This window comes from Gallaecimonas aegicerasi (assembly GCF_045291545.1).
Taxonomy (GTDB): domain Bacteria; phylum Pseudomonadota; class Gammaproteobacteria; order Enterobacterales; family Gallaecimonadaceae; genus Gallaecimonas.
The window spans coordinates 909,372-930,721 of the sequence record NZ_CP149514.1 but is presented as its reverse complement, the minus strand read 5'-3'; the positions used below and the strand labels follow the sequence as shown (position 1 = coordinate 930,721).

The following is a 21,350-nucleotide window of genomic DNA, read 5'->3' as shown; positions in this document are numbered from 1 at the left end:
GCACTCCTTATTGTCCCTATAAACCTAATGTAATACGTCATTTACGAAAAGTTAAAGATAGCCAGTAATAAAAGATCTTGATCGCGACCACTTTCTTCCGCCAGTGCCAATTGCTGACACAGCGACGCTTTGGTGTGAAGTGGCTGCTTCCAGGCAAGGGGTTGGCTAGAGAGCAGCAGTTGCTGGCCGCTAGCAAAAGGCTGTTGCTGGTGCTGGTAGCGACTCCATTCAAACATGCCCACTGGTGGCTGCTGGTGCTCCTGCTGCACCTGACAATCCAGATGTAGCGGTTGCGGATAACCGGCACTGGCAAACGACAGCTTGTTATCGACCCTATCGACCAGCAAATAAAAAGCTTTAAAGGGCTGCTCAAGCTGGCTTTTCAACAACTCCCCGTTGAAGTACTGCATGAACAAGGCCGGGTTCAGCAATACCGATGGCTCTCCCGGCCGGTACTGCTTCATGGGCTGATTAAACAGGCTTTTGGCCAGTACAGAACAAAAGGCGGCATGTTCATTACAGCCAAACTGCCCCACCAGTACGGCCAGGTAACGATCGCCCAGCAGCACATAGTCGATAAACTGGCTGGCTACCTCACTGGCGCTGAGTAGTTGATAACGCAACGCCAGTCCTTGCCAGTCCAGCACTGTTGCGGGCAAAAGTTGCTGCTGTACTTCACGGCCGGCCAGCTTATTGCCTTCAAGCAATTTTAGGTTTAATTCCAGCTCGACATGAGCGGCTTCCAGCTCCTCTACCAGCCGCTGGTTTTCTCGCTGCAGCTGTTTACGTTCCAGCACCGTTTCCACGCAGTGCTCCAGCACCGCCAGGTTATCCAAGGGTTTGTTGAGAAAATCACTGGCTCCCAGGCGCAGCGCGGTGGTGACATCAGCCATGTCTGCGGTACCGGATAAGACAATCATCGGCATATCCAGCCAACGGTCGCGCACTTCTTCGAGTAGCGTCAGGCCGTTACCGTCCCCCAGCTGCAAGTCACACAGCAGTAAGTCCACCGGCCGTAGGCTCAGCGTTTGACGCGCCTGTGCCAGGCTGTCGGCCTGCAGCACCGTAAATCCCAGTTTATTGAGGTAGGCGCTGATCAGCCCCAGAAAAACGGGCTCATCATCCACTACCAGTACGGTTCGGCTCACCATAATAAAACAGGGGGCTATGCCCCCTGACTATCCTCTTTGCTGGCCCACTGACGACTCAGTATTCATCCAGATACTTATCCAGATCGATATCGTCTTGTGGCTGTTCGGGCATAGTTTGATTGTAGGTGTCAAAATAGGTTTTCTGGAAATATGACTGACGAATAAAAGAGTAAGGATCCACACTCTGGTTGATCAGTCCTTCCTGAGGGATCAGCTTGGCACGCTTATCGATGCCCTGAATGCCCCAACGCAGGGTTTTTTCCGTGAAATTTAAAAAAGCCAGCGGCGGGTAAAGGAAGTCAATCACATCACCAATTTTATCTCTTGGCGTGGTCGGGCCCAGTGCCGGCAACATCAGATAAGGCCCCGACGCTACGCCGTAATAACCCAGCACTTCACCAAACTCGGTCTTCTTGCGGGCAATCCCCATATCGCTGGCAACATCAATAAACCCCAGCAGACCAAAAGTTGAATTCAGTAAAAAACGGCCTGCCGTTTTACCCGAGCGCACAAACTCAAAACGCAGCAACTGGTTCACGGCGCTGAAGGGTTCACCGAGGTTATTGGCAAAGTTGAGTAGCCCTTTTTGTACCGGTGTTGGCACATTATTGGTGTAGGCGACGGTGATTGGCCGGGCAAAGTCTTTGTCCAGCACATTCCAGTTCAGATCCCACATTGCCCGGTTAAATTTTTCCAAGGGATCACGCTGATTACTTGGCGCCAGCACCGGTGCTTTGGCATCCGGCAGCATCTGAGGTTTACTGGCGCAACCTGCCAGCGTCAACAGCACGATAGACAACAACCAGCGCATTACTGAATCCTTTGATCAATCATCAACTTAACAGCCGTATCAGTGGCTGACACGGTCTTCGCGGTAGCACGCAGATCACCCGGTTGGTGTTTAAAGACATTTCCTGACTGACTGATCTGCGCACCGATCTGGTAGGTATCGGCATCAGACAGGCTTCGCCCCGGGATCATCGAGGTATTATCTGACAGCTCAACTTCTGCCGGCAACCGTGACAACGGTACTTTTACCGCAGCAAGTGGTGGCCCACCGGCTACCGGGCGCGCAAACACAAACAGGGTCGCCTGCGCCGGCAGGGCTTTTTTCAGTGCCGAGGTCACATCTACCGTGACCACAATACGGCGCTTAGAGCCGGCCATTTTACGCTTAACATCCGCAATACGCGATGCCAGCAATGCCCGGCGCGGATCCTGTTCAGGCAATGCTTTAAGTAACTGCTGCCAGGTGCTCAGTGCCTGGGAAAAATCATTGTTCTGATAGGCCACAAAGCCGGACAGCAGCAAAGCTTCAGTATCCTCTGGCTTTAATGTCAGTAACCGCGCCAGTGCCTGAGCCGCATCTTGGCGATCAGCTGCCTCACCGGACATCAACTTCACCTGCGCCAACCCCAGTAACGCCGAGGTGTTATCCGGGTCCATGGCCAGGGCTTTGTTGTAAGCGTCAGCGGCCAGTGTTGTTTCACCCAGCGTAAAACCGACGCGGGCGAGAAAAATCCAGGCATTTTTATCATCGCCTTTACTGGCCAGGCGACTGCGTATGCCCAGCGCCAGGTCTTGCATCTGTTGTTGGCTCAGGGTTTCCCCCTGGGCCGGATGCAAGGCTTTTTCGGCCAAGGCCGGTAGGTTTTTATCCACCTCTTGCCAATGGGCCAACTGACGGTAAGAGCCTAGCTGCCAGTACAGCACCACACTGCCCAGCAGCAACAAGATAGCGCCGGGCAGCAAGACTTTCCAACTGACAGACTGTTTCAGCTGGGCATCCTGTTGTGCATCGTCCAGCAGGCTGCGTTTTAATTCGATATCCATCTGCGCCAGGCGGGTTTCATCCACAAGCCCTTGCTGACTTTCCGCCAGCAGTTCCTGACGACGCGCTTCATATAAACGGGTATTCAAGCGCTGCTGACTAACACTATGACTACCCAGCCGAGGTAACAGCAGGAGCAATAGTGCAATCAGCAGCATCCCGGCCATTGCCAGGAACAAGACCGTCATCGTTGTTGATCCTCTTCGTCCAGCAACCGGGCCAGACGCTGGCGCTCTTCTTCAGTCAAGGCCGGGCTGGTTTCACGGCTGGCGCGCACAAAAATAAAGATCAGACCGGCCACCAGCACCACCATTGGGCCCAGCCAGAGAATAATGGTGTCCATACGTACCGGCGGCTGGTAGTGAACAAAATCACCATAGCGCGCCTTCATGTAATCAATGATCTCTTCACGGCTCTTGCCCTGCTGGATCATCTGGTAAACCTTGTCGCGCAGATCTTTGGCCAGCTGAGCATCCGAGTCGCCGATGTCTTGGTTCTGGCACTTGGGGCAACGCAGTTCTTTGATCAGGTGCTTGAACTCCGCTTCCTTAGCCGGGTCATTGAACGTATAGGCATCTACGGCCGCAAGTACCGGCCAGCTCACCAGCGCTGTCAACAACAGCGTATTCAGTAACATTCGCATCATGGTAGCAATCCTTCGTAGAGCGGCTTCAAGGTCTTGTTCCAGACCTGCTCATTGACATCGCCCACGTGGCGATAGCGAATTATTCCCTTTCCGTCGATAAGGAATGTCTCCGGGGCACCGTAAACCCCCAGATCCAAGCCCAGCATACCTTTTGGATCATAAAGCGTCACTTCGTAGGGGTTGCCCAGACTGTTCAGCCATTGCAACGCTTTGGCGCGCTGATCCTTGTAATTGAGGCCAATAATGCGAACCCCTTGTCGAGCCAGGGTATTGAGATACTGATGTTCGGCGTAGCAGGTGGGGCACCAGGTTGCCCACACATTCAGCAGTACGGGCTTGCCATTGGCCAGCAGGCGGGCGTCATAGGTTTTACCGGTATCGAACAGATCGATCATCTCAAAAGCAGGCACTTTTTTACCGATCAGCGCTGAATTCAAGGTGCGCGGATCGGAAAACAACCCCCGGAATAAAAAGATGGCCAGTACCAAAAATGCCGCCAATGGCAGAATGACCCAGAGTTTTTTCATGCCGCTTTCTCCGCCAGCCGGCGCAACCGGTAACGCCGGTCAGTCACCACCAACAAGCCACCCAGCGCCATCAACAAGCCACCCAGCCAGATCCAGCGAACAAAGGGCTTCACATGCAACCGTACCGCCCAGGAACCGTCTTTCAGTTGCTCGCCCAGAGCCGCATAAAGGTCACGGCTCAGCCCCCAGTCAATACCGGCTTCGGTCATCACCGAACGGGAAACCTGGTAATAGCGCTTTTGCGCCAGTAGGGTTGCTTCCGGCTGGCCCTGTTGAGTCACCGTCAACACCGCTTCATAGCCGCTGTAATTAGGGCCGTTAACCGGTGCAATGCGGGTAAAGGTAAACTGGTGCCCGGCCAGGGTGTAGCTGTCGCCTGGCTTCATACGGACGTCTTTTTCCACGGAATAGCCGGTGGTGAGGGCAATGCCAATGACAGTGACCACCAAGCCGACATGCCCTAGCACCATTGCCCAGTGGCTGCGATTCAGTACCCTTAGCCCTTTGAAAAAGCCAAAACGGTGGCCAACGCGTAACTGCACTTCCTGCACGGTGGCAATCAATATCAACAGCGCCAGGGTCACTCCCAGGGTCGCATAACCATGTACAGAGCCCAGTAGCAGCCACGGCAGCAATAGCCCCAAAGCCAACGCCAGTACCAACGCCAACAGTAAACGCCGCACCAAAACCCCCGCTCGCTCACGTTTCCAACGGGCCTGCGGGCCTGCGGCCATGACAAAAGCAAAGGGAATAAACAGCCAGGTAAACAGGCTGTCAAAAAACGGCGCACCGATGGAAATGGAACCCAGCCCCAACTCCTTATGTACCAACGGCATCAGAGTGCCAAGCACCACCACCACGCAAGCGGTAGCCAGGAAGATATTGTTGCCCAGCAGCAGCGACTCACGGCTTAACAGGGCAAAATGCCCCTGGCTTTTCACTTTTCCGGCCCGCCAGGCATACAGGCTTAAACTGCCACCGATAACAATCAGCAAAAAGGCCAGGATAAACAGGCCACGGGCCGGATCTGAGGCAAAAGCATGCACGGAGACCAAAACCCCGGAGCGCACCAAAAAAGTACCCAGCAAACTTAGCGAAAAGGCCGCGATGGCCAGCAACACAGTCCAGGCCTTAAACACCCCGCGCTTTTCGCTCACCGCCAGCGAATGCATCAGCGCTGTGCCTGCCAACCAGGGCATGAAAGAGGCGTTTTCCACCGGGTCCCAGAACCACCAGCCGCCCCAGCCCAGTTCGTAATAAGCCCACCAGGAGCCCAGTGTGATGCCTATAGTCAAGAACAACCAGGCGGCAGCCGTCCAGGGTCGGGACCAGCGGGCCCAGGCGGTATCCAGCTTGCCAGAAAGCAGCGCCGCAATGGCAAAGGCAAAAGCCACAGAAAAGCCCACATAGCCCATGTACAACATGGGCGGGTGTACCACCAACCCCGGGTCTTGCAGTAACGGGTTCAGATCCCGGCCATCTACCGGGTAATACGGCAGGCTGCGGCTGAAGGGATCGGAGGTAAAAAGGATAAACAGCAAAAAGCCGGTAGCAATCATCCCCATGACGGCCAGCACCCGAGCCACCGCCGGTAACGGCAGGCTGCGGGAAAAGAGCGCTACCGCAGCGCCCCAACCGGAAAGGATCAACACCCACAGCAGCAATGAACCTTCATGAGCGCCCCAGGTAGCGCTGATGCGAAAGGCCAGCGGCAACTGGCTGTTGGAGTTTGCCGCTACGTAGTTGAGGGTAAAGTCATTGCTGATAAAGGCGTACACTAAGGCGGCAAAACTCACCGCGATAAACAAAAACTGCCCCCAGGCCAGTGGCCGGGCCAATGCCATCAGCCGCTGATAACCGCGGTGAGCCCCCCATAACGGATAAACGCTGGCCAATACCGCCAGGCACAGGGCAATCATCAACGCGAAGTGACCAAGTTCAGGAACCATTGACGCCTCGCTGATGCATGTTCTTGGCTGCATCCGCCACCTCTGGCGGCATGTAATTTTCGTCGTGCTTGGCCAGTACTTCAGTTGCCCGGATGTCACTGCCGTCAATCAGTGAGCCTTGGGCCACAATACCCTGCCCTTCACGAAACAGATCCGGAAGAATGCCGCTATAGTGCACGGTGACTTGCTTGCCGGAGTCGTCGGTCAGTTTAAAAGTGACATCCAGGCCGCCTTGAGCCCGCTGCACCGAACCCGGCACAACCAGGCCGCCAATCCGCAAGCGCTGCCCGGGATGCGGTTTTACCCCGTCTTTGCCGCTGTAGATCTCTCCTGGCGTAAAGAACAAATCAATATTCTGGCTCAGTGCGTACAGTACCAACCCCGTGGTACCAGCCAGCCCCAGCAGAATGGCAGCAATGATCGTTAACCGTTTTTTACGACGCGGGTTCATGTTTGTCCTCCGCTAGCTGTCGGGCCCGGCGCCGGGCTTCTGTTGCCAGGCGGCGCCTGATGGCGGCTTTTTGCTGCCGGTCCTGTTGCCAAATAAGCCCGGCCAACAGCAACAGCACAAATAACGTGACACCATAAGCCAGCCAGACGTAAAAGCCGTGGTGACCCTGAGCCAGAAAATCCGCAAAACTATGAAAATACATCCTTAAGGCTCCAGCTGCTCAGCAACCCAAGGGCGACGAGACTCCACCGCCAGGATCAAGGTGCTCATGCGCTTCACACTGAGTGCAGCCATCAGCAGGGCAAAACCCAGCAGGCTTATCAGCAGCGGCCACAGCATGCTGGCCGCCATGGAGGGCCGTTCAAACTTGCTGATCGTGGCACCTTGGTGCAGGGTATTCCACCACTCTACGGAATAATGAATGATCGGCAAATTGATCACCCCAACCATCGCCAGAATACCAGCCGCCCGCCCTGCCAGCCTTTTATCAGAAAAAGCAGCAAACAGGCCGATAACACCAAGATAAAGAAACAGCAGGATCAACTGCGAGGTCAGGCGGGCATCCCAGACCCACCAGGTTCCCCAGGTTGGTTTCCCCCAGACAGCGCCGGTGAATAACGATAAAAAGGTAAAGACTGCTCCAATCGGGGCAACCGCCTGTGCTGCCAAGTCCGCCAGCCGCCATTGCCAGACCAGGCCGATAAATGCGGCGATGGCCATTGCCAGGTAACCGCCCATGGCAAACATGGCCAGCGGCACATGCAGGTAAATAATGCGAAAGCTATTGCCCTGTTGATAGTCAGCCGGTGCGAACGCCAGGCCCCATACCAGCCCTACCAGCAATACCGGCAAACTCAGCCACAGCAGCCACGGCAGCACACGCTGGCACAGCTGATAAGCACGCTCGGGTTTTGCATAGGGGTGTAACCAACTCCACATAGCGTCGTCTTTCCTGTTAGCTGGCGCTGACACGCAGCGCCGCGGCAATGGCAAAGGGGCACAGGGTCAGTGCTCCCAGGCTAAAAGCGGCCAGTAAGGCCAGTTGCCCGCTGTAGCCCAGCCCTAAGGCTGCGGCTTCAACGCAACTGACGGCAAAAATCAGCACCGGAATAAACAGCGGTAACACCAACAAGCTCAGCAATATACCACCGCGTCGCAAGCCCACCGTCAAAGCAACACCGACCGCGCCAACCAGGCTCAATACCGGGCTACCGGCCAATAAACTCAGTACCAGTGCCAGCCAGGCCTGACTGTCAAGGTGCAGCAATAGTGCCACTAATGGTGACACTATCACCAGCGGCAGCGCCGTCAGCAGCCAGTGCGCAAGCACTTTTGCCAGTGCCACCAAGGGCAATGGCAAGGGTAACAACAGCAGTTGCTCAAGGGTGCCGTCGGTGACGTCATCCCGAAACAGCCGCTCAAATGACAACAATGCCGACAACAGTACTGCCACCCAGATAATGCCCGGTGCCAGCCGTGCCAGCAGGCCAGGCTCCGGACCCAGTCCCAGCGGAAATAGCGTGATCACCAGCAGGTAAAATATCAGCGGGTTGAGTACATCAGCCCGGCGCCGCAAGGCAATGGTGAGATCACGGCGCACCAGGCTTACAAAAATCCCTACCACAGTGGCGCCTCCAGCGTGATACGGCCGCTCAGCCGCGCCCCTAGATCCTGATGGGTGGTCAGCAAGATGGCGCCACCCTGCTGACAATGCTGCTCAAAGCGCGCTTCCAGAGCACTAACCCCTTTTTTATCAATGGCGGTAAAAGGCTCATCGAGGATCCACAACCGGGCAGGGCTCAACCACAAACGCGCCAGGGCAACCCGGCGCTGCTGGCCGGCAGACAATTGCCCAGCTGGCTGCTCTTCAAAACCAAACAGGCCGACGGTATCCAGTAGCTCAAAAAAATCGACGGTCTTTGCCGGCATGACACTGGCGTAGAAACGCAAGTTTTCCAGTGGACTGAGCACCGGATTGACGCCACACTGGTGGCCAAGATAGAGCAAGTCGGCGTGAAAGGCATCACGAACCCGGTTGATGGGCTCGCCCAAGTAACGGACTGTGCCGGTTTCCGGTTGGCCGAGCCCTGCCAGAATTTTGAGCAGGCTGGTTTTACCGACACCATTAGGGCCTTCAAGCTGTAGCAAGGCACCACTGTCTACCGTCAGTGACAGCTCGCTGAACAGCAACCGCTCCTCACGCACACAGCTCAGATTGTCAGCAGTAAGTAGCGAAAATGTCACAAGGTGCGGCCTGACTGTAAAAACAGGCCGGATAATACCATACTGGCAGCATCGGAACAGGTTCAGAGGCAGGCTATTTGATGAAAGTCAATCCACCCAATCCCGCCCCTGCACCAACAACTGCGAAGACAGAGAAAAAGCCTGCATCATCAATTACTAATGTCAGGCAAGGCAATGCCGCCAGGGTCCCTAGCCAATTGCTACTGGCAGCGCCTACCGGTGCCCAACTGAGCCGTTTATTACCCAAGCTGTTGGACGGTCAGTCACTGGCAAAACTCTTAACAACACTGTTAACACCTGACAGTGAAAAAGCCCCGGCGGTGTTACGGCAGTGGCTGCTCAGTGCCTTGGCCGTGCGGTTACGCTTGGCCGGGCAAAATCTTCCCCGTAGTTTGATGACACTGCTCGACAGTCTCAGCGACGATCAGCAAAAGCTGCTCAGTGACGGGCTTGGCCGCTTGGAACAGGCGCAGGTGCAGTCCCGCCAAGATACGCTGTTTTGGGCACTGCCATTACCCTTTGCAGATGACTGGCTGGAGCTGAGCTGGCCAAAACCACAACAACGCCGGCAGAATGATGCCGAGCCGGTACTGACACTACTGTTTCCCCTGCCCGGAAAAGGCCGCCTGCTGGTTAAGGCCAGCCTCCGGCAGGTGCGCTTTTATGCTGACAACCCCACCTTGAAAGCGTTGGTTGATAGCACCCTGCCACGATTGACTTCCCGTTTTGCCGATCTGGGCCTGGCAGTAGCACTGCACAGCTTTCAGGGTAAGGTGCCACAACGGCTGGCCCCGGCGTCGGGCGTTATCGATGAGGAAGTATGATGGGTGATGAAAAAGCCATTGGCTTGTCTTACGACGGCAGCGCACCTCCGAAACTGGACTTCAAACTGACCGGTCAACAGGCCCGTGAAGTGGTGGCACAAGCCAGGGAACTCGGTTTGCTGGTACATGAAGATCAGGGGCTGCTGGCCAGCCTGGAACAACTGGCAGAAGGCGAGGAGATCCCCGCGGCGCTGTATCAAATCGTCGCTGAGCTTATCGCCTTTGCCTGGTTGTTGATGGGGAAAGAACCCGAATACTGGCGCACACCGGACGGCGGCATACGGGGCAAAGGCTAGTCGCTGACTTTGCTGTGCAGGTTAAACAGGAGTTCAGCTTCGGCTCTGGGTAGCTCACACTCGCGCATCAGCTCGTCAATATCAGCCCCCAGCTCAACCATCTTGGCGGCACGGCTGTACAAACGGCTCTGCGGATCGATACCTTTCAGCTCGTCTTGCGCACCTTGCAGGTGTTCGACATCAGCCGCGATGGCCAGCATGCGTTGCCCCATCCCCAGGGTACCGGCATGAATTTCGTGTAGCAGCTGCTCACGTTCGCTCAGTTGCCTGGCCAGCTGCTCACATTGCCCTTCCAGCTGCACCAGGCGGCGGTATATCACGACAATCACTGCCACCAGTAACAGCAGCAGAACGATTTCCAATACCGTTACCAGGTTCATCACAGACTCAGGATCTCTTCCCACTCTTCGTCTGTCAGCATCTTGTTGAGATCCACCAGGATCAGCAACTCGCCGTCGCGGTTGGAGACGCCCTGAATAAACTTGGCACTTTCTTCGGTGCCAACATTCGGCGCCACTTCAATTTCCGAACGCTTGAGATAAACCACTTCGGCAACCGAGTCGACCAGAATGCCAATTACTTCTTTGTCGGCTTCGATAATGACAATGCGAGATTGGTCACTGACTTCTGCGGACGGCAGGCCAAAACGTGAACGGGTGTCGATAACCGTTACCACGTTACCGCGCAGGTTGATGATACCCAGTACGTAATCCGGCGCTCCCGGCACTGGCGCAATTTCGCTGTAGCGCAGCACTTCCTGCACCTGCATCACATTGATGCCATAGGTTTCGTTATCCAGCTGGAACGTTACCCACTGCAGGATCTCACTATTGGCTTCAGCCACTTTGGAAAGCTGTTGCTCTTTGCTCATTTGCTACCCTTATTGTTCCTGTTCCAGGCCACCGAGGCCTTGCTCTAGCATGCCAAGCAAGGCGTCCACATCCAGTAATGCACACATCCGTTCCCTGACCATGCCGGCCAGCCAAGGGCGCTTGCTGCCCCCCTGACGCCAACGCACATCGGCGCTGTTAATCCGTTCCGTTCTAACCAAGCTGTCGCAGGCCAGTCCCCAAGGACTGTCTCCCAGCATAACCAGATATCGGTAATTTTCCCGCAGATCTTGATGAGAAACTTTATCCGGCATGACCCAACGGCCAGTATCAACCACTCTCATCTTCTGCTGACGGTGCAGCATCAGCCCCATAAACCAGTCGGGTTTTCCAAACAGCGGACTGACTTCGCTGATCTGGTGTATGCCTCCAAGTTTATCCAAGGGAACCGCCAGCTCAAGTCCTGCTACATCAAATAGTAACACCTGAAACAGCCCTTCTCGCACCGTTTCTGTCGGCGTCGTGGCTGCAACAGCGGCCTCTGCTTGCTGTTCGAGGGAAGTGGCCGTGGGTTGCTCATCGACAACTTTGGCCACGTCTTCTTGCACTGGCACCAGAGCACTGGGCGGCGCTATTGGCGCCTCTTGTTCTTGCGGTTGCTGCACCGCGCGCACCTGAGCTAACAGCTGATCGAGCTTGTTACGCTCATCTTTGTCGATCTCTGCCGCCGGTTTTAATGGCTTGGCCGCCACTTTTACTTCTGGCTCTGGCCGCGGTTCGGTCAGTAAGGCAGCGAAGTAATCGTCCATCAGGCTCATACGATAACCTCCGCCGGCAGTAAGGCTTCCAGCAATTTTTGATACGCCACCACACCACGGGCTTGTGGTGCTAGTACCGGTAAGGGCTGATGGGCACGGCTGGCATCCCGGAACTTGGTATCCACGGGAACAACCCCCGGCCAGACCTGATCGCCAAATTCCTGACGCAACTCTTTTACCGCTTCGAGCGATGCCCGGGTGCGGCGATCAAACATGGTTGGGACTATCGTCACGTCCCGCTTTCCTTTTAGGGATTTTTCCATCATGCCAAGGGTTCGCAGCATGCGCTCCAGCCCCTTGATAGCTAAAAATTCGGTCTGTACCGGCACCAGCACCCGCTGGCATGCCGCCAGGGCATTGACCATCAGCACGCCCAGTACCGGCGGGCAGTCGATGATGACATGGCCATAGAGGCCGTCGAGCTTGTCTAGCAACTGTTTAAGCAACAGCCCCAAACCTTCGCGGGCGCCTAATTGCCGATCCAGGGTTGCCAGCTCCATGGCGGCAGGCCACAGATAGAGCTGCTGGCTCACTTCATGGGTAGCATCATCAATCAGCTTGGGGGTTAGCCGGGTGGTAGACAACAGATCAAAGAGGGTAGCGGGCAGTTTGTCCGGCACCAGATCAAAGTAGCTGCTCAGCGAGGCATGAGGATCCATATCAATCAGCAGCACCGGCTCACCCCGGGCGGCCAGCAGGGCCCCCAGTGTAACGGTTGTTGTGGTTTTACCCACGCCACCTTTTTGATTGGCAACAGTCCAGACGTTCACCCCAACCTCACTGACGTCAATTCCCGGAATCATCCGAGGTAATACGAATACCGCCATCCGGCAGTTTGACTTCTTTCAGTCCAGGCTCTCCGGCCACCGGCTTACTGGGTAGCGGGGCTGGCTTTTGCCAGCCATATACTGACAATGCCAGTACCACTTTACGACGCTGCGCTGCCGGTGTTGATGCCGGTAAACCGTATGCGCCATACCCTTCTAAAGCCAGTCGCTGTGGGGCTACACCTTCACTGACCAGTAGTTTGATAACTGCCGCAGCCCGTGCTGCCGAGAGTTCCCAGTTGGAGTCGAAAACCCCGTCACTGATCGGCTTGTTGTCGGTATAACCCCGTATCCTGATGTAATTATTGGCACTTTTCAGTGCCGGCAGGAGAGATAAAAGCAAGTCGCGTGCCGGTTTTTGCAAAGTGGCGCTGGCCCGGGAAAATAATAATGAGTCCGGCAACGACAGGGTCAGCCACTGTTCGCCCAGTTTCAGCTCAGCGCCGGCCAGGGCCTGATTGCCATCCAGCGCCATTTGCAATTCTTTCGCTAACTTGGGCAGCGGCACCCCTTTTAATGTGGAAGGCGAACCGGCCAGCATGCCTTGGTCAGCCGCTTCATCACCCTGGCCTTGTTTGCTAAGCGCTTTGCCACCACTTTGTAGGCCAGCACCGTCGGGCAGAATGCTTTTACCTGCGGCATTGGGGTCATGCTTGGGATAGGGTTTGGCGATGCGCTTGATAGCACTTTCAAGGTTGGACACGACTTCCCGGTATTCGTCTTTTTCCAGCAGGACAAAAGCATATAACACCACGAACAGTGCAAACATCAGGGTCATGTAATCGGCGTACGACACCAGCCAGCGATCACTGTTGTCTTTGTGGTGCACTCGGTGCTGACGCCGGTAACGGTACATATCAGTGCGCCCGATAAGCCTGGAGTTTCAAAGCCAGTTTCGTCGGATGCTCACCGCCAACAATGCCGGTCAAACCGATAATCACCGCTTCTTGAAAGCGGCAACGCTGCTCAATCAAGGCATGCAAGCGCCCGCCCAAGGGTAAAAAGAGGAAGTTGGCAAAGCCCACACCATAGATAGTGGCGACAAAAGCGGTGGCAATACCGGCTCCCAAGGCAGTGGGATTGGTCAGCTCTGCCATCGCCTGGATCAGGCCAAGAACCGCCCCCAATATGCCCATAGTCGGGGCAAAGCCACCCATGACTTGAAAGATATCAGCCGCTTTGTAATCCAGATCCTGCTGCAGATACATGTCCCCTTCCAGCACCTCTCTGAGTTGCTCGGGTGAGGCGCCATCAACCAGCAGTTGCAGCCCCTTTCTGACGAAGCTGTCATGGTGCAGTTCGGCCATATCCTCCAGTGCCAGGATCCCCTGCTGACGGCATTCCTGGCTCCAACGCTCAATATCGTCAACCAGATGATTGATCGGCATCGCGGGTGGCGCTATCAGCCAGCGAAGCAATGTCAGCCAGCGCTGCATCCGCATCCAAGGGCTCTGGATCAAGGTGGCAGCAAGGGAGCCGCCAACCACAATCAACAGCGCTGGCGCATTGAACAAGCTCTGCAACTGCCCGCCTTCAATGACAAAGGCCAAAGCCACGATAGCCAGCCCCAGCAATACTGCCGGGAGTGCCATCCTATCCATGGCCGATCTCGGCAAGAATGCGCCCGGCAATACGATCAAGGCCGATAGACTCATCGGTCAGCCCTGCTGCCGTGACGGCTTGCGGCATGCCATAGACGACACAACTGGCTTCATCCTGGGCAAATAACGTTGCCCCCTGCCCTTTCAGCAACCGCGCGCCTTCTCGACCATCAGCGCCCATGCCAGTCAGGATCACCGCCAATACATCCCCGGTGATCTTGGCCGCTGATGCAAAGGTAATATCAACAGAAGGCTTATAAACCATGTTCGGTGGCCCAGGGTTGATTTTCAGACGCATAGCACCGCTGCTGCCTTCAAGTAACATTTGCTGGCCACCCGGAGCCAGATAGGCGTGGCCGGGCAGTAGCCGATCACCATTGCTGGCTTCATGCACACGGATTGCACAAAGGCCATCAAGACGCTGCGCAAAGGCAGAGGTAAAAGTGCCTGGCATGTGTTGGATCAGAATGATGGGCAACGGAAAGCTGGCTGGTAAACGGCTGAGGATCTGCTGCAACGCCACCGGCCCACCGGTAGAGCAGCCAATCGCCACCAATTTATAAGGAGTACTGCGATGGCGGCGGCGCACCGGTGTTACAGTGGTACTGTGTTCACCTCTAGGCGGCTCCGGCTTTGCCGGCTCGGGCTTCGCAGGTATTGCACCGGTTTGACTGCTCTGGCGCAGTTGACGCGCTTTGATCAGACTCAAGCCACGGCGATTGGCTAAGGCTTTAACGCGCTCAAGCAGCGTGTTAACCGCCTCATTACGATCTTTGGCGATGTCATCAAAACGCTTGGGCAGGAAGTCCAGTGCCCCGGCATCCAAAGCATCAAGAGTAGCCTTGGCGCCATCATGGGTCAGCGACGAAAACATCAATATTGGTACAGGCTTGGCCAGCATGATTTCACGGACGGCAGCAATACCGTTCATGACCGGCATTTCAATGTCCATGGTGATGACATCAGGGCGCAGCTGTATCGCTTTTTCGACCGCTTCCTTGCCATTGATGGCCGTATCTATTACTTCAATATTGCTGTCAGACGTCAGGATTTCCGAAACCCGGCGCCGGAAAAAACTGGAATCATCAACCACCAGAACGCGGATCGGCATATGCGGGTATTCCTATTTTTACATCTTACGCGCGTAACGCTTAAGCAGCGCCGGCACGTCCAGGATCAGGGCAATTCCCCCATCTGAAGTAATGGTAGCACCAGCCATTCCAGGTGTTCCTTGCAGCATCTGGCCAAGAGGTTTGATAACAACTTCTTCCTGACCAATCAGGCCATCAACCACAAACCCCACCTGCATGGTGCCTTGTTGGATAATAACAACATGACCCACACCCTGGCGACGTTCACGGGTGCGACCACTGCGAACCAACCACTGATCCAAATAAAATAACGGTATGGCCTTGTCGCGCACAATCACCGTGAGCTGGCCATCCACCACATTGGTATGAGAAAGATCCAGATGGAAGATCTCATTGACGGTCGCCAGCGGAAAGGCAAAGGTTTGCTGCCCCACCTGCACCATCAATGTGGGCAAAATGGCCAGCGTCAGAGGCACCTTGATTGTCAGCCGGGTGCCCTCTCCCAGCTTCGAATCAATATGGATGGTACCGTTTAACTGACTGATCTTGGTCTTCACCACATCCATGCCGACACCACGGCCGGAGATGTCCGAGATCTGCTGTTTGGTTGAAAAACCGGGAGCAAAGATCAGATTGTAGGCTTCTTCATCTGACATTCGTGCCGCGGCATCTTCGTCCAGCACCCCACGCGTAATGGCAATGCCTTTGAGCTTGTCCGGATCCATACCGGCACCGTCGTCAACGATAGCCAGCAGAATATGATCCCCTTCCTGGCTGGCCGATAAGATGATGGAGCCGGTACGGGGTTTACCTGCCGCTACACGCTCATCCGGCATTTCGATACCGTGGTCAACCGCATTACGTACCAAGTGCACCAAAGGATCGGCCAAGGCTTCAACCAGATTTTTATCCAGGTCGGTTTCTTCACCGACCAGTTCCAGGTTGATATCTTTTTTCAGACTACGGGACAAATCACGCACAACCCGCGGGAAACGCCCGAAAACCTTCTTGATTGGTTGCATTCGGGTCTGCATTACCGAACCTTGCAGATCACCGGTAACCACGTCCAGATTAGCCACCGCCTTTGACAGCTCGCTGTCATCGGAGTTAATGCCGATGCTTAACAGGCGGTTACGCACCAACACCAACTCGCCGACCATGTTCATGATCTCATCCAGCTTTTTGGTATCAACACGGACTGTTGTTTCAGCAGGCGCCCCAGCCACGGCTGGCTTTGCTTCTGCTTTAGCTGCCGGCTTCGCCTCAGCGGCTGTAGGGGCTTTAGCTTCCGGCTTGGCAGTGGCTCTGGCTGGAGCTGGGGCCTTGGCGGGAGGCTCTGTGCCAGGCCCCTTGCCTTTGCCATGCAGCTGGTCGAGCAAGGCCTCAAACTCATCATCTTTAATGATGTCATCTGTGCCCTTATCAGCCTTATCAGCCTTATCAGCCTTATTATCGGTATCCGTTACCGCGGCATCATCTTCGACAGCACCTTGAAACTGCCCTTTACCGTGCAGCTCATCAAGCAAGGCTTCAAATTCGTCATCGGTGATATCACCATCGACCGGTTCAGTTTTCGCCGCAGGCTTTTGTTCTTTTGCTGCAGGGGCTGCTGATGGCCCTTTATTGGTGCCATGCAGCTCATCGAGCAAGGCTTCAAATTCATCATCGGTGATGTCATCGATCCCCCCATCACCGCTGCCAGCCGGCGTCGGTTCAGGTACTGATGCGGGTTCGGGTTCTGGTTCAGACTCGGGCTCAGCGGTATCATCTATTACCACCGCTTCACCGTTGCATAAGCGATGCAGGTTCTCGAGCAGCTCAGGGTCTGCCGGGCCGGGAATAACTCGCTCCTGGATCTGCGCAAACATGTCATTGATGATATCCAGTGCTTGCAGCACCACATCCATCAAATCCGGTGTCACAGTCAGTTGGTGGTTTCGCAGCAGGTCAAAGACGTTTTCAGCACCGTGGCAGACATCCACCAGGTTATTAAGCCCCAGGAAACCAGCTCCGCCTTTGACGGTATGAAAGCCACGGAAGATAGCGTTCAGCAGGTCGGCATCTTCTGGCTGTTTTTCCAGATCCACCAGCTGTTCCGACAGCAGCTCAAGTATTTCTCCGGCCTCAACCAGAAAATCCTGCAGAATATCTTCGTCCAACTCGAAGCTCATCGATTGCTCCTCAGAAACCCAAACTGGACAGCAGGTCGTCTACGTCATCCTGCCCGTTCACCACATCATCCCGCTGTTCCGGATTGATAATGGGCCCTTCCGCTTCAGCACCACTTTTGGCGGTATTTTTCGTGTCGTTTTGCTGCAGGCCAAACATGGCCACCATTTGCACTAAACGTTCTTCGACTTCTCTAACCAGTTCGATAACCCGGCGAATAATTTGCCCGGTTAAATCCTGAAAGCCTTGCGCCATCAGCACTTCCGTCAGTGCTTCGCGCAAATCGTCAGCTTCTTGCTTCGATTTCAATAAGAAACCATCAAGATCGTGCACCAGTGTTTTGAACTCACCCACCTGCATTTCACGCTCCATCAAGCGCTTCCACGAAGGCGTCAGTTCTTCAATACTTTGGGTAATTTTATCGGTGATAGGCAGGCACGATTCGACCGCATCCATAGTCGTGTTGGCAGCTGACTCGGTCATCGTGATGACATGCATAAGCCGGTCTTTGGCATCAGGAATATCCTGCGTGGCCAGCACTGCCAAACGGGGATCGTTCTGAAATTCCTGCATTGAGCTATGCAGTTCGCGGGTCAGCTTACCCACTTCCGAGAACAACTCGGCATCCATGCTCGTGGACATAGCCCGCAACAGCTCCCGGGCCTTTTGCTGTTCGCCGGCCTCCAGATGCGCAACCAGCGCCTTGGCCTGGTCCAGCGAGATTGTCTGTTCAGCGTTGCTCATGGACATTCCTTAGCCAAGCCGCTCAAAAATTTTGTCAAGCTTCTCTTTGAGAGTGACAGCGGTAAACGGTTTAACGACATAGCCATTCACACCAGCCTGGGCTGCAGCAATAATCTGCTCCCGTTTGGCTTCAGCGGTGACCATCAGCACCGGCAAGTGCTTGAGGTTGTCGTCGGCCCGAATGGCTCTGAGCAAATCAATGCCCTGCATACCCGGCATGTTCCAGTCGGTGATGACAAAATCAAAGTCACCATTCTGGAGCATGGGCAACGCAGTGTTGCCATCATCGGCTTCATGGCAATTATTGAAGCCCAGATCGCGCATGAGGTTTTTTATGATGCGTCGCATCGTGGAGAAGTCGTCCACGATGAGGATCTTCATGTTCTTGTCCAATGCTTCCTCCAACGAAGCGTTGCGCTAATGCTTAATCGGCTTAGATTTGAAAAACTTAAATTAAGTTACTGTCATAACGCCAGTCGCCGAGTCGTTTTTTCAACCGCACCATTGCCTGCGCATGGATTTGGCAAACCCGCGACTCGCTAACGCCTAGAACAGCCCCGATTTCCTTGAGGTTGAGTTCTTCGTCATAGTACAGCGACAATACCAGAGCTTCCCGTTCGGGCAGGCTCTTCAGGGCGTTAGCCAGTTCCCCCTGAAATTCACTGCGCTGCTGATTGTTATCCGGGCGGTCACTGTCGTCGGGCGCCAGAATATCGTCACTGACACCCAGATCTTCCATGGCGACAATGCGACCACAGTTCACGTCGTTAAGCATACGATGGTAGTCGTCCACCGATACTTGCAGCTTGCGGGCTATGTCAACATCGCGGGCTTCGTGGCCGGTTTCCCGCTCCACTTCACTGACCGCGTCGCCAATCGCCCGGGCATTACGGTGCACACTGCGAGGTACCCAGTCACCACGGCGGATCTCGTCCAGCATGGCTCCACGAATGCGAATGCCCGCATAGGTTTCGAAACTGGCACCTTTGTCCCCGTCAAAATTCCGTGCTGCCTCAATCAGACCCATCATACCGGCCTGAATAAGGTCGTCGAGCTGTACTGAGGGGGGCAAGCGCATCAGTAAATGATGAGCGATACGACGCACCAACTCAGTGTAGCGGGCGACCAGTTGGCTTTCCCGCTGCTCACTGTAGGGGTTTTTATTGAGTATTTTGCTCGCTCCCACCATGCAGTTTGTCGCCGATCAGTTGTTCGAGGAAAAACTCAACATGACCGCCTGGCCGACTCGGCACAGGCCAGCTCATGACCTTGGTTGCCAGTGCTTTAAATGCCACTGCAGCTGGTGAGCGGGGAAAGGCATCAACAACCAACCGTTGCTTGCGCACCGATTGGCGCACGTGCTCGTCAAAAGGCACGGTGCCCACCAGTTCCAGGGCGACATCAAGAAAGCGATCCGTCACTCTCGACAGTTTAGTAAAGAGTTCCTGACCTTCCTTAAGACTACGCACCATATTGGCAACTATTTTGAAACGGAACAGGCCACTGTCCCGTGACAGCAGCTTGATAAGCGCGTACGCATCGGTGATCGATGTCGGCTCATCGCAGACCACCACCAGCACATCCTGGGCAGCCCGGGAAAAACTCAACACCATGTCGGAGATACCGGCAGCGGTATCAATGATCAGGACGTCAAATTCTTCGTCTAATTCACTAAATGCGCGGATCAGGCTGGCATGTTCAGCCGCCGTCAGCTCCACCATGGACTGGGTACCGGAAGTGGCCGGTACTATTTTGAAGCCGCCTGGGCCTTCCAGCAGAATATCCTTGAGCTGGCATTCCCCTGACAGCACATGGCTGAGGTTTTTTTCCACCCGCAGCCCCAGCAGTACATCCACATTGGCCAAGCCCAAGTCAGCATCCAACAGCAATACCCGCTGTCCAGCCTGAGCCAGCGAGGCTGCTGTATTGATAGACACGTTGGTTTTACCGACACCGCCTTTACCGCCGGTGACTGCTATCACTTTGGTGATACTTTGCCGCTTCATTTGCCTCAAGCCACTCGCTTGATCCATGACAGATCCTTATTTTACTTACGTCTCAGCCTTAAGCAGCTGCACCATGAACGAACAACGCCATGGCTCTTTCCAGCAATTCATCAGGCTGGGCAACCTGCAAATCCTCAGGTACACGCTGACCGTCGGTAAGATACCCTATCGGCAGCGCATTTTGTATGGCCAGACTCAGGACTTCTCCCATGCTGAGGGTTTCATCCAGTTTAGTGAGAATGAGGCCATCCAGCGGTACCTGTGAAAACCGTCTCAGGGCATCATCCAAGACCCGCTGCTGTGCTGTACTGGACAACACCAGATAGCGCTGAATTGGCGCCTGCCCGGCCTGTACCAGCGTAGCCAACTGCTGGCTCAGGCGCAGGTCACGCTGCCCCAAGCCGGCGGTATCAATCAGCACCAAAGAACGGTTGCGCAATTGATACAGTACTTCTTCCAGTTCCAGCGCATCTTTGGCCACTTTTACCGGGCAGCCAATAATACGACCGTAGGTCGCTAACTGTTCATGGGCACCAATACGATAAGTATCAGTACTCACCAGCGCCACCTGATCAGCACCATGCTTCATAGCGTAGTGTGCTGCCAGCTTGGCGACCGTGGTGGTTTTCCCGACACCGGTAGGCCCCATCAGGGCAATTACGCCCCCTTTGGCCAAAATACTGTCATCGGTGGTGTAGAGGCGTTTTTTCAACTGCACCTGCACCCACTTCCAACCATCGTTGGCACCCAGAGCTTCTGGCATGGTAGCCACTAACTGTTCAGCCACATCATCGGCAAAGCCCATATGATGTAAACGCTCTTCCATCAGTGTCCGAATGGGGTGTTGACGGGCCCGTTCTTCTTGGCGCAATCCTGACAATTGGCTTTCCAGTAACTGTCGCAGGCCCTGCATTTCCGCGTTGAGTTCAGCCATCGTCACTTTCTTGACGTTATCAGCCGGCTCGGCGGTTGCCGCAGCGATCGGGGCCGCCTGACGCTGCTGCATTTCCCGCGCCCAGTCGGGGAGTTTTTCATGGCGTGCCTGACGCTCACGTGCTTGCCAATCCTGGTTGACCGGTTCGCGACGCTTGGCTGGCTTTTGCGCCGCGCTGGATAGTGTTACCGCGTCTTCAGCCAGTTGCCGGCCGGCCAGCGGCGAGGCCTTCACCACCTTGTGCTGACTGCTCGTCCGGGCTGCCGGCTGCTCGCCGTCAATTGCCGCAACAATCTCAATACCGCCATTAACCTTGGTATTGGACAAAATCACTGCATCAGCGCCGAGAGTCTCTTTGACCTCTGCCAATGCGCTGCGCATGTCTTTGGCAAAAAAACGATGGATTTTCAC

The 21,350-nt window shown here is 55.1% G+C and carries 26 protein-coding genes; 2 read left to right on the top strand and 24 right to left on the bottom strand.

What is annotated here, in order from left to right; genetic code table 11:
• Window positions 1-41: 41 nt before the first annotated feature.
• Genes WDB70_RS04580 through ccmA form a run of 11 tightly spaced genes read right to left on the bottom strand, consistent with a single transcriptional unit; the run spans window position 42 to window position 8,799 of the window.
• Entirely contained in the window at window positions 42-1,151 is a 1,110-nt protein-coding gene (locus WDB70_RS04580) for a response regulator (RefSeq protein ID WP_406667079.1), read from the bottom strand.
• 55 nt (window positions 1,152-1,206) lie between these two features.
• A complete protein-coding gene (locus WDB70_RS04575) occupies window positions 1,207-1,962 on the bottom strand; it encodes a VacJ family lipoprotein (RefSeq protein ID WP_406667077.1) in 756 nt (251 codons plus the stop codon).
• Window positions 1,962-3,170, bottom strand: a complete 1,209-nt coding sequence (gene ccmI, locus WDB70_RS04570) for a c-type cytochrome biogenesis protein CcmI (RefSeq protein ID WP_406667075.1) — start codon at window positions 3,168-3,170, stop codon at window positions 1,962-1,964. The genes WDB70_RS04575 and ccmI overlap by 1 nt, the downstream gene beginning before the upstream one ends.
• Entirely contained in the window at window positions 3,167-3,628 is a 462-nt protein-coding gene (locus WDB70_RS04565; RefSeq protein WP_406667073.1) for a cytochrome c-type biogenesis protein, read from the bottom strand. The genes ccmI and WDB70_RS04565 overlap by 4 nt, the downstream gene beginning before the upstream one ends.
• A complete protein-coding gene (locus WDB70_RS04560) occupies window positions 3,625-4,155 on the bottom strand; it encodes a DsbE family thiol:disulfide interchange protein (RefSeq protein WP_406667071.1) in 531 nt (176 codons plus the stop codon). Before WDB70_RS04560 ends, WDB70_RS04565 begins: the two co-directional genes overlap by 4 nt.
• Window positions 4,152-6,104 carry a heme lyase CcmF/NrfE family subunit gene (locus WDB70_RS04555; protein ID WP_406667069.1) on the bottom strand — a complete coding sequence of 651 codons (1,953 nt, stop codon included), beginning with the start codon at window positions 6,102-6,104 and terminating at the stop codon, window positions 4,152-4,154. The genes WDB70_RS04560 and WDB70_RS04555 overlap by 4 nt, the downstream gene beginning before the upstream one ends.
• Window positions 6,094-6,555 (bottom strand): cytochrome c maturation protein CcmE, encoded by a 462-nt coding sequence (gene ccmE, locus WDB70_RS04550; protein WP_406667067.1) that lies wholly within the window; start codon window positions 6,553-6,555, stop codon window positions 6,094-6,096. Before ccmE ends, WDB70_RS04555 begins: the two co-directional genes overlap by 11 nt.
• Window positions 6,539-6,757, bottom strand: coding sequence for a heme exporter protein CcmD (ccmD, locus tag WDB70_RS04545; RefSeq protein ID WP_406667065.1), 219 nt, complete (start codon window positions 6,755-6,757; stop codon window positions 6,539-6,541). The genes ccmE and ccmD overlap by 17 nt, the downstream gene beginning before the upstream one ends.
• A 2-nt stretch (window positions 6,758-6,759) precedes the next feature.
• A complete protein-coding gene (locus WDB70_RS04540; protein ID WP_406667063.1) occupies window positions 6,760-7,494 on the bottom strand; it encodes a heme ABC transporter permease in 735 nt (244 codons plus the stop codon).
• Between the two features lie 16 nt (window positions 7,495-7,510).
• A complete protein-coding gene (ccmB, locus tag WDB70_RS04535; protein WP_406668011.1) occupies window positions 7,511-8,170 on the bottom strand; it encodes a heme exporter protein CcmB in 660 nt (219 codons plus the stop codon).
• A 2-nt stretch (window positions 8,171-8,172) separates the two neighbouring features.
• Window positions 8,173-8,799: a cytochrome c biogenesis heme-transporting ATPase CcmA gene (gene ccmA / locus WDB70_RS04530; RefSeq protein WP_406667061.1), complete on the bottom strand. Its 627-nt coding sequence runs from the start codon at window positions 8,797-8,799 to the stop codon at window positions 8,173-8,175.
• A gap of 80 nt (window positions 8,800-8,879) precedes the next feature.
• Here ccmA and WDB70_RS04525 point away from each other — a divergent pair, with 80 nt between their 5' ends.
• On the top strand, window positions 8,880-9,623 hold the full coding sequence (locus WDB70_RS04525) for a hypothetical protein (RefSeq protein ID WP_406667059.1): 744 nt from the start codon (window positions 8,880-8,882) through the stop codon (window positions 9,621-9,623).
• Window positions 9,620-9,919, top strand: a complete 300-nt coding sequence (locus WDB70_RS04520) for an EscU/YscU/HrcU family type III secretion system export apparatus switch protein (RefSeq protein ID WP_406667057.1) — start codon at window positions 9,620-9,622, stop codon at window positions 9,917-9,919. Before WDB70_RS04525 ends, WDB70_RS04520 begins: the two co-directional genes overlap by 4 nt.
• Here WDB70_RS04520 and WDB70_RS04515 read toward each other — a convergent pair.
• The 13 genes from WDB70_RS04515 to flhF form a co-directional block, all read right to left on the bottom strand.
• A complete protein-coding gene (locus WDB70_RS04515; RefSeq protein WP_406667055.1) occupies window positions 9,916-10,299 on the bottom strand; it encodes a DUF2802 domain-containing protein in 384 nt (127 codons plus the stop codon). The genes WDB70_RS04520 and WDB70_RS04515 overlap by 4 nt on opposite strands.
• Window positions 10,299-10,790, bottom strand: a complete 492-nt coding sequence (locus tag WDB70_RS04510; RefSeq protein ID WP_406667053.1) for a chemotaxis protein CheW — start codon at window positions 10,788-10,790, stop codon at window positions 10,299-10,301. Before WDB70_RS04510 ends, WDB70_RS04515 begins: the two co-directional genes overlap by 1 nt.
• Window positions 10,791-10,799: 9 nt before the next feature.
• Window positions 10,800-11,567, bottom strand: a complete 768-nt coding sequence (locus WDB70_RS04505; RefSeq protein WP_406667051.1) for a chemotaxis protein CheW — start codon at window positions 11,565-11,567, stop codon at window positions 10,800-10,802.
• Window positions 11,564-12,394, bottom strand: coding sequence for a ParA family protein (locus tag WDB70_RS04500; protein WP_406667049.1), 831 nt, complete (start codon window positions 12,392-12,394; stop codon window positions 11,564-11,566). The genes WDB70_RS04505 and WDB70_RS04500 overlap by 4 nt, the downstream gene beginning before the upstream one ends.
• The gene (locus tag WDB70_RS04495) at window positions 12,354-13,250 is read right to left on the bottom strand and encodes an OmpA family protein (protein WP_406667047.1); all 897 of its coding nucleotides are present in this window, start codon (window positions 13,248-13,250) and stop codon (window positions 12,354-12,356) included. Before WDB70_RS04495 ends, WDB70_RS04500 begins: the two co-directional genes overlap by 41 nt.
• Before the next feature lies 1 nt (window position 13,251).
• Window positions 13,252-13,995 carry a flagellar motor protein gene (locus tag WDB70_RS04490; protein ID WP_406667045.1) on the bottom strand — a complete coding sequence of 248 codons (744 nt, stop codon included), beginning with the start codon at window positions 13,993-13,995 and terminating at the stop codon, window positions 13,252-13,254.
• Window positions 13,988-15,106: a chemotaxis response regulator protein-glutamate methylesterase gene (locus WDB70_RS04485; protein WP_406667043.1), complete on the bottom strand. Its 1,119-nt coding sequence runs from the start codon at window positions 15,104-15,106 to the stop codon at window positions 13,988-13,990. The genes WDB70_RS04490 and WDB70_RS04485 overlap by 8 nt, the downstream gene beginning before the upstream one ends.
• 18 nt (window positions 15,107-15,124) lie before the next feature.
• The gene (locus WDB70_RS04480) at window positions 15,125-17,257 is read right to left on the bottom strand and encodes a chemotaxis protein CheA (protein WP_406667041.1); all 2,133 of its coding nucleotides are present in this window, start codon (window positions 17,255-17,257) and stop codon (window positions 15,125-15,127) included.
• Between the two features lie 10 nt (window positions 17,258-17,267).
• A complete protein-coding gene (locus WDB70_RS04475; protein WP_406667039.1) occupies window positions 17,268-17,999 on the bottom strand; it encodes a protein phosphatase CheZ in 732 nt (243 codons plus the stop codon).
• A gap of 9 nt (window positions 18,000-18,008) precedes the next feature.
• Window positions 18,009-18,380, bottom strand: coding sequence for a chemotaxis response regulator CheY (gene cheY, locus WDB70_RS04470; protein WP_406667037.1), 372 nt, complete (start codon window positions 18,378-18,380; stop codon window positions 18,009-18,011).
• 67 nt (window positions 18,381-18,447) lie between these two features.
• A complete protein-coding gene (locus WDB70_RS04465; RefSeq protein ID WP_406667035.1) occupies window positions 18,448-19,188 on the bottom strand; it encodes an RNA polymerase sigma factor FliA in 741 nt (246 codons plus the stop codon).
• Window positions 19,160-20,005 carry a MinD/ParA family protein gene (locus WDB70_RS04460; RefSeq protein ID WP_406667033.1) on the bottom strand — a complete coding sequence of 282 codons (846 nt, stop codon included), beginning with the start codon at window positions 20,003-20,005 and terminating at the stop codon, window positions 19,160-19,162. Before WDB70_RS04460 ends, WDB70_RS04465 begins: the two co-directional genes overlap by 29 nt.
• Before the next feature lie 58 nt (window positions 20,006-20,063).
• Window positions 20,064-21,350 carry a flagellar biosynthesis protein FlhF gene (gene flhF, locus WDB70_RS04455; protein ID WP_406667031.1) on the bottom strand — a complete coding sequence of 429 codons (1,287 nt, stop codon included), beginning with the start codon at window positions 21,348-21,350 and terminating at the stop codon, window positions 20,064-20,066.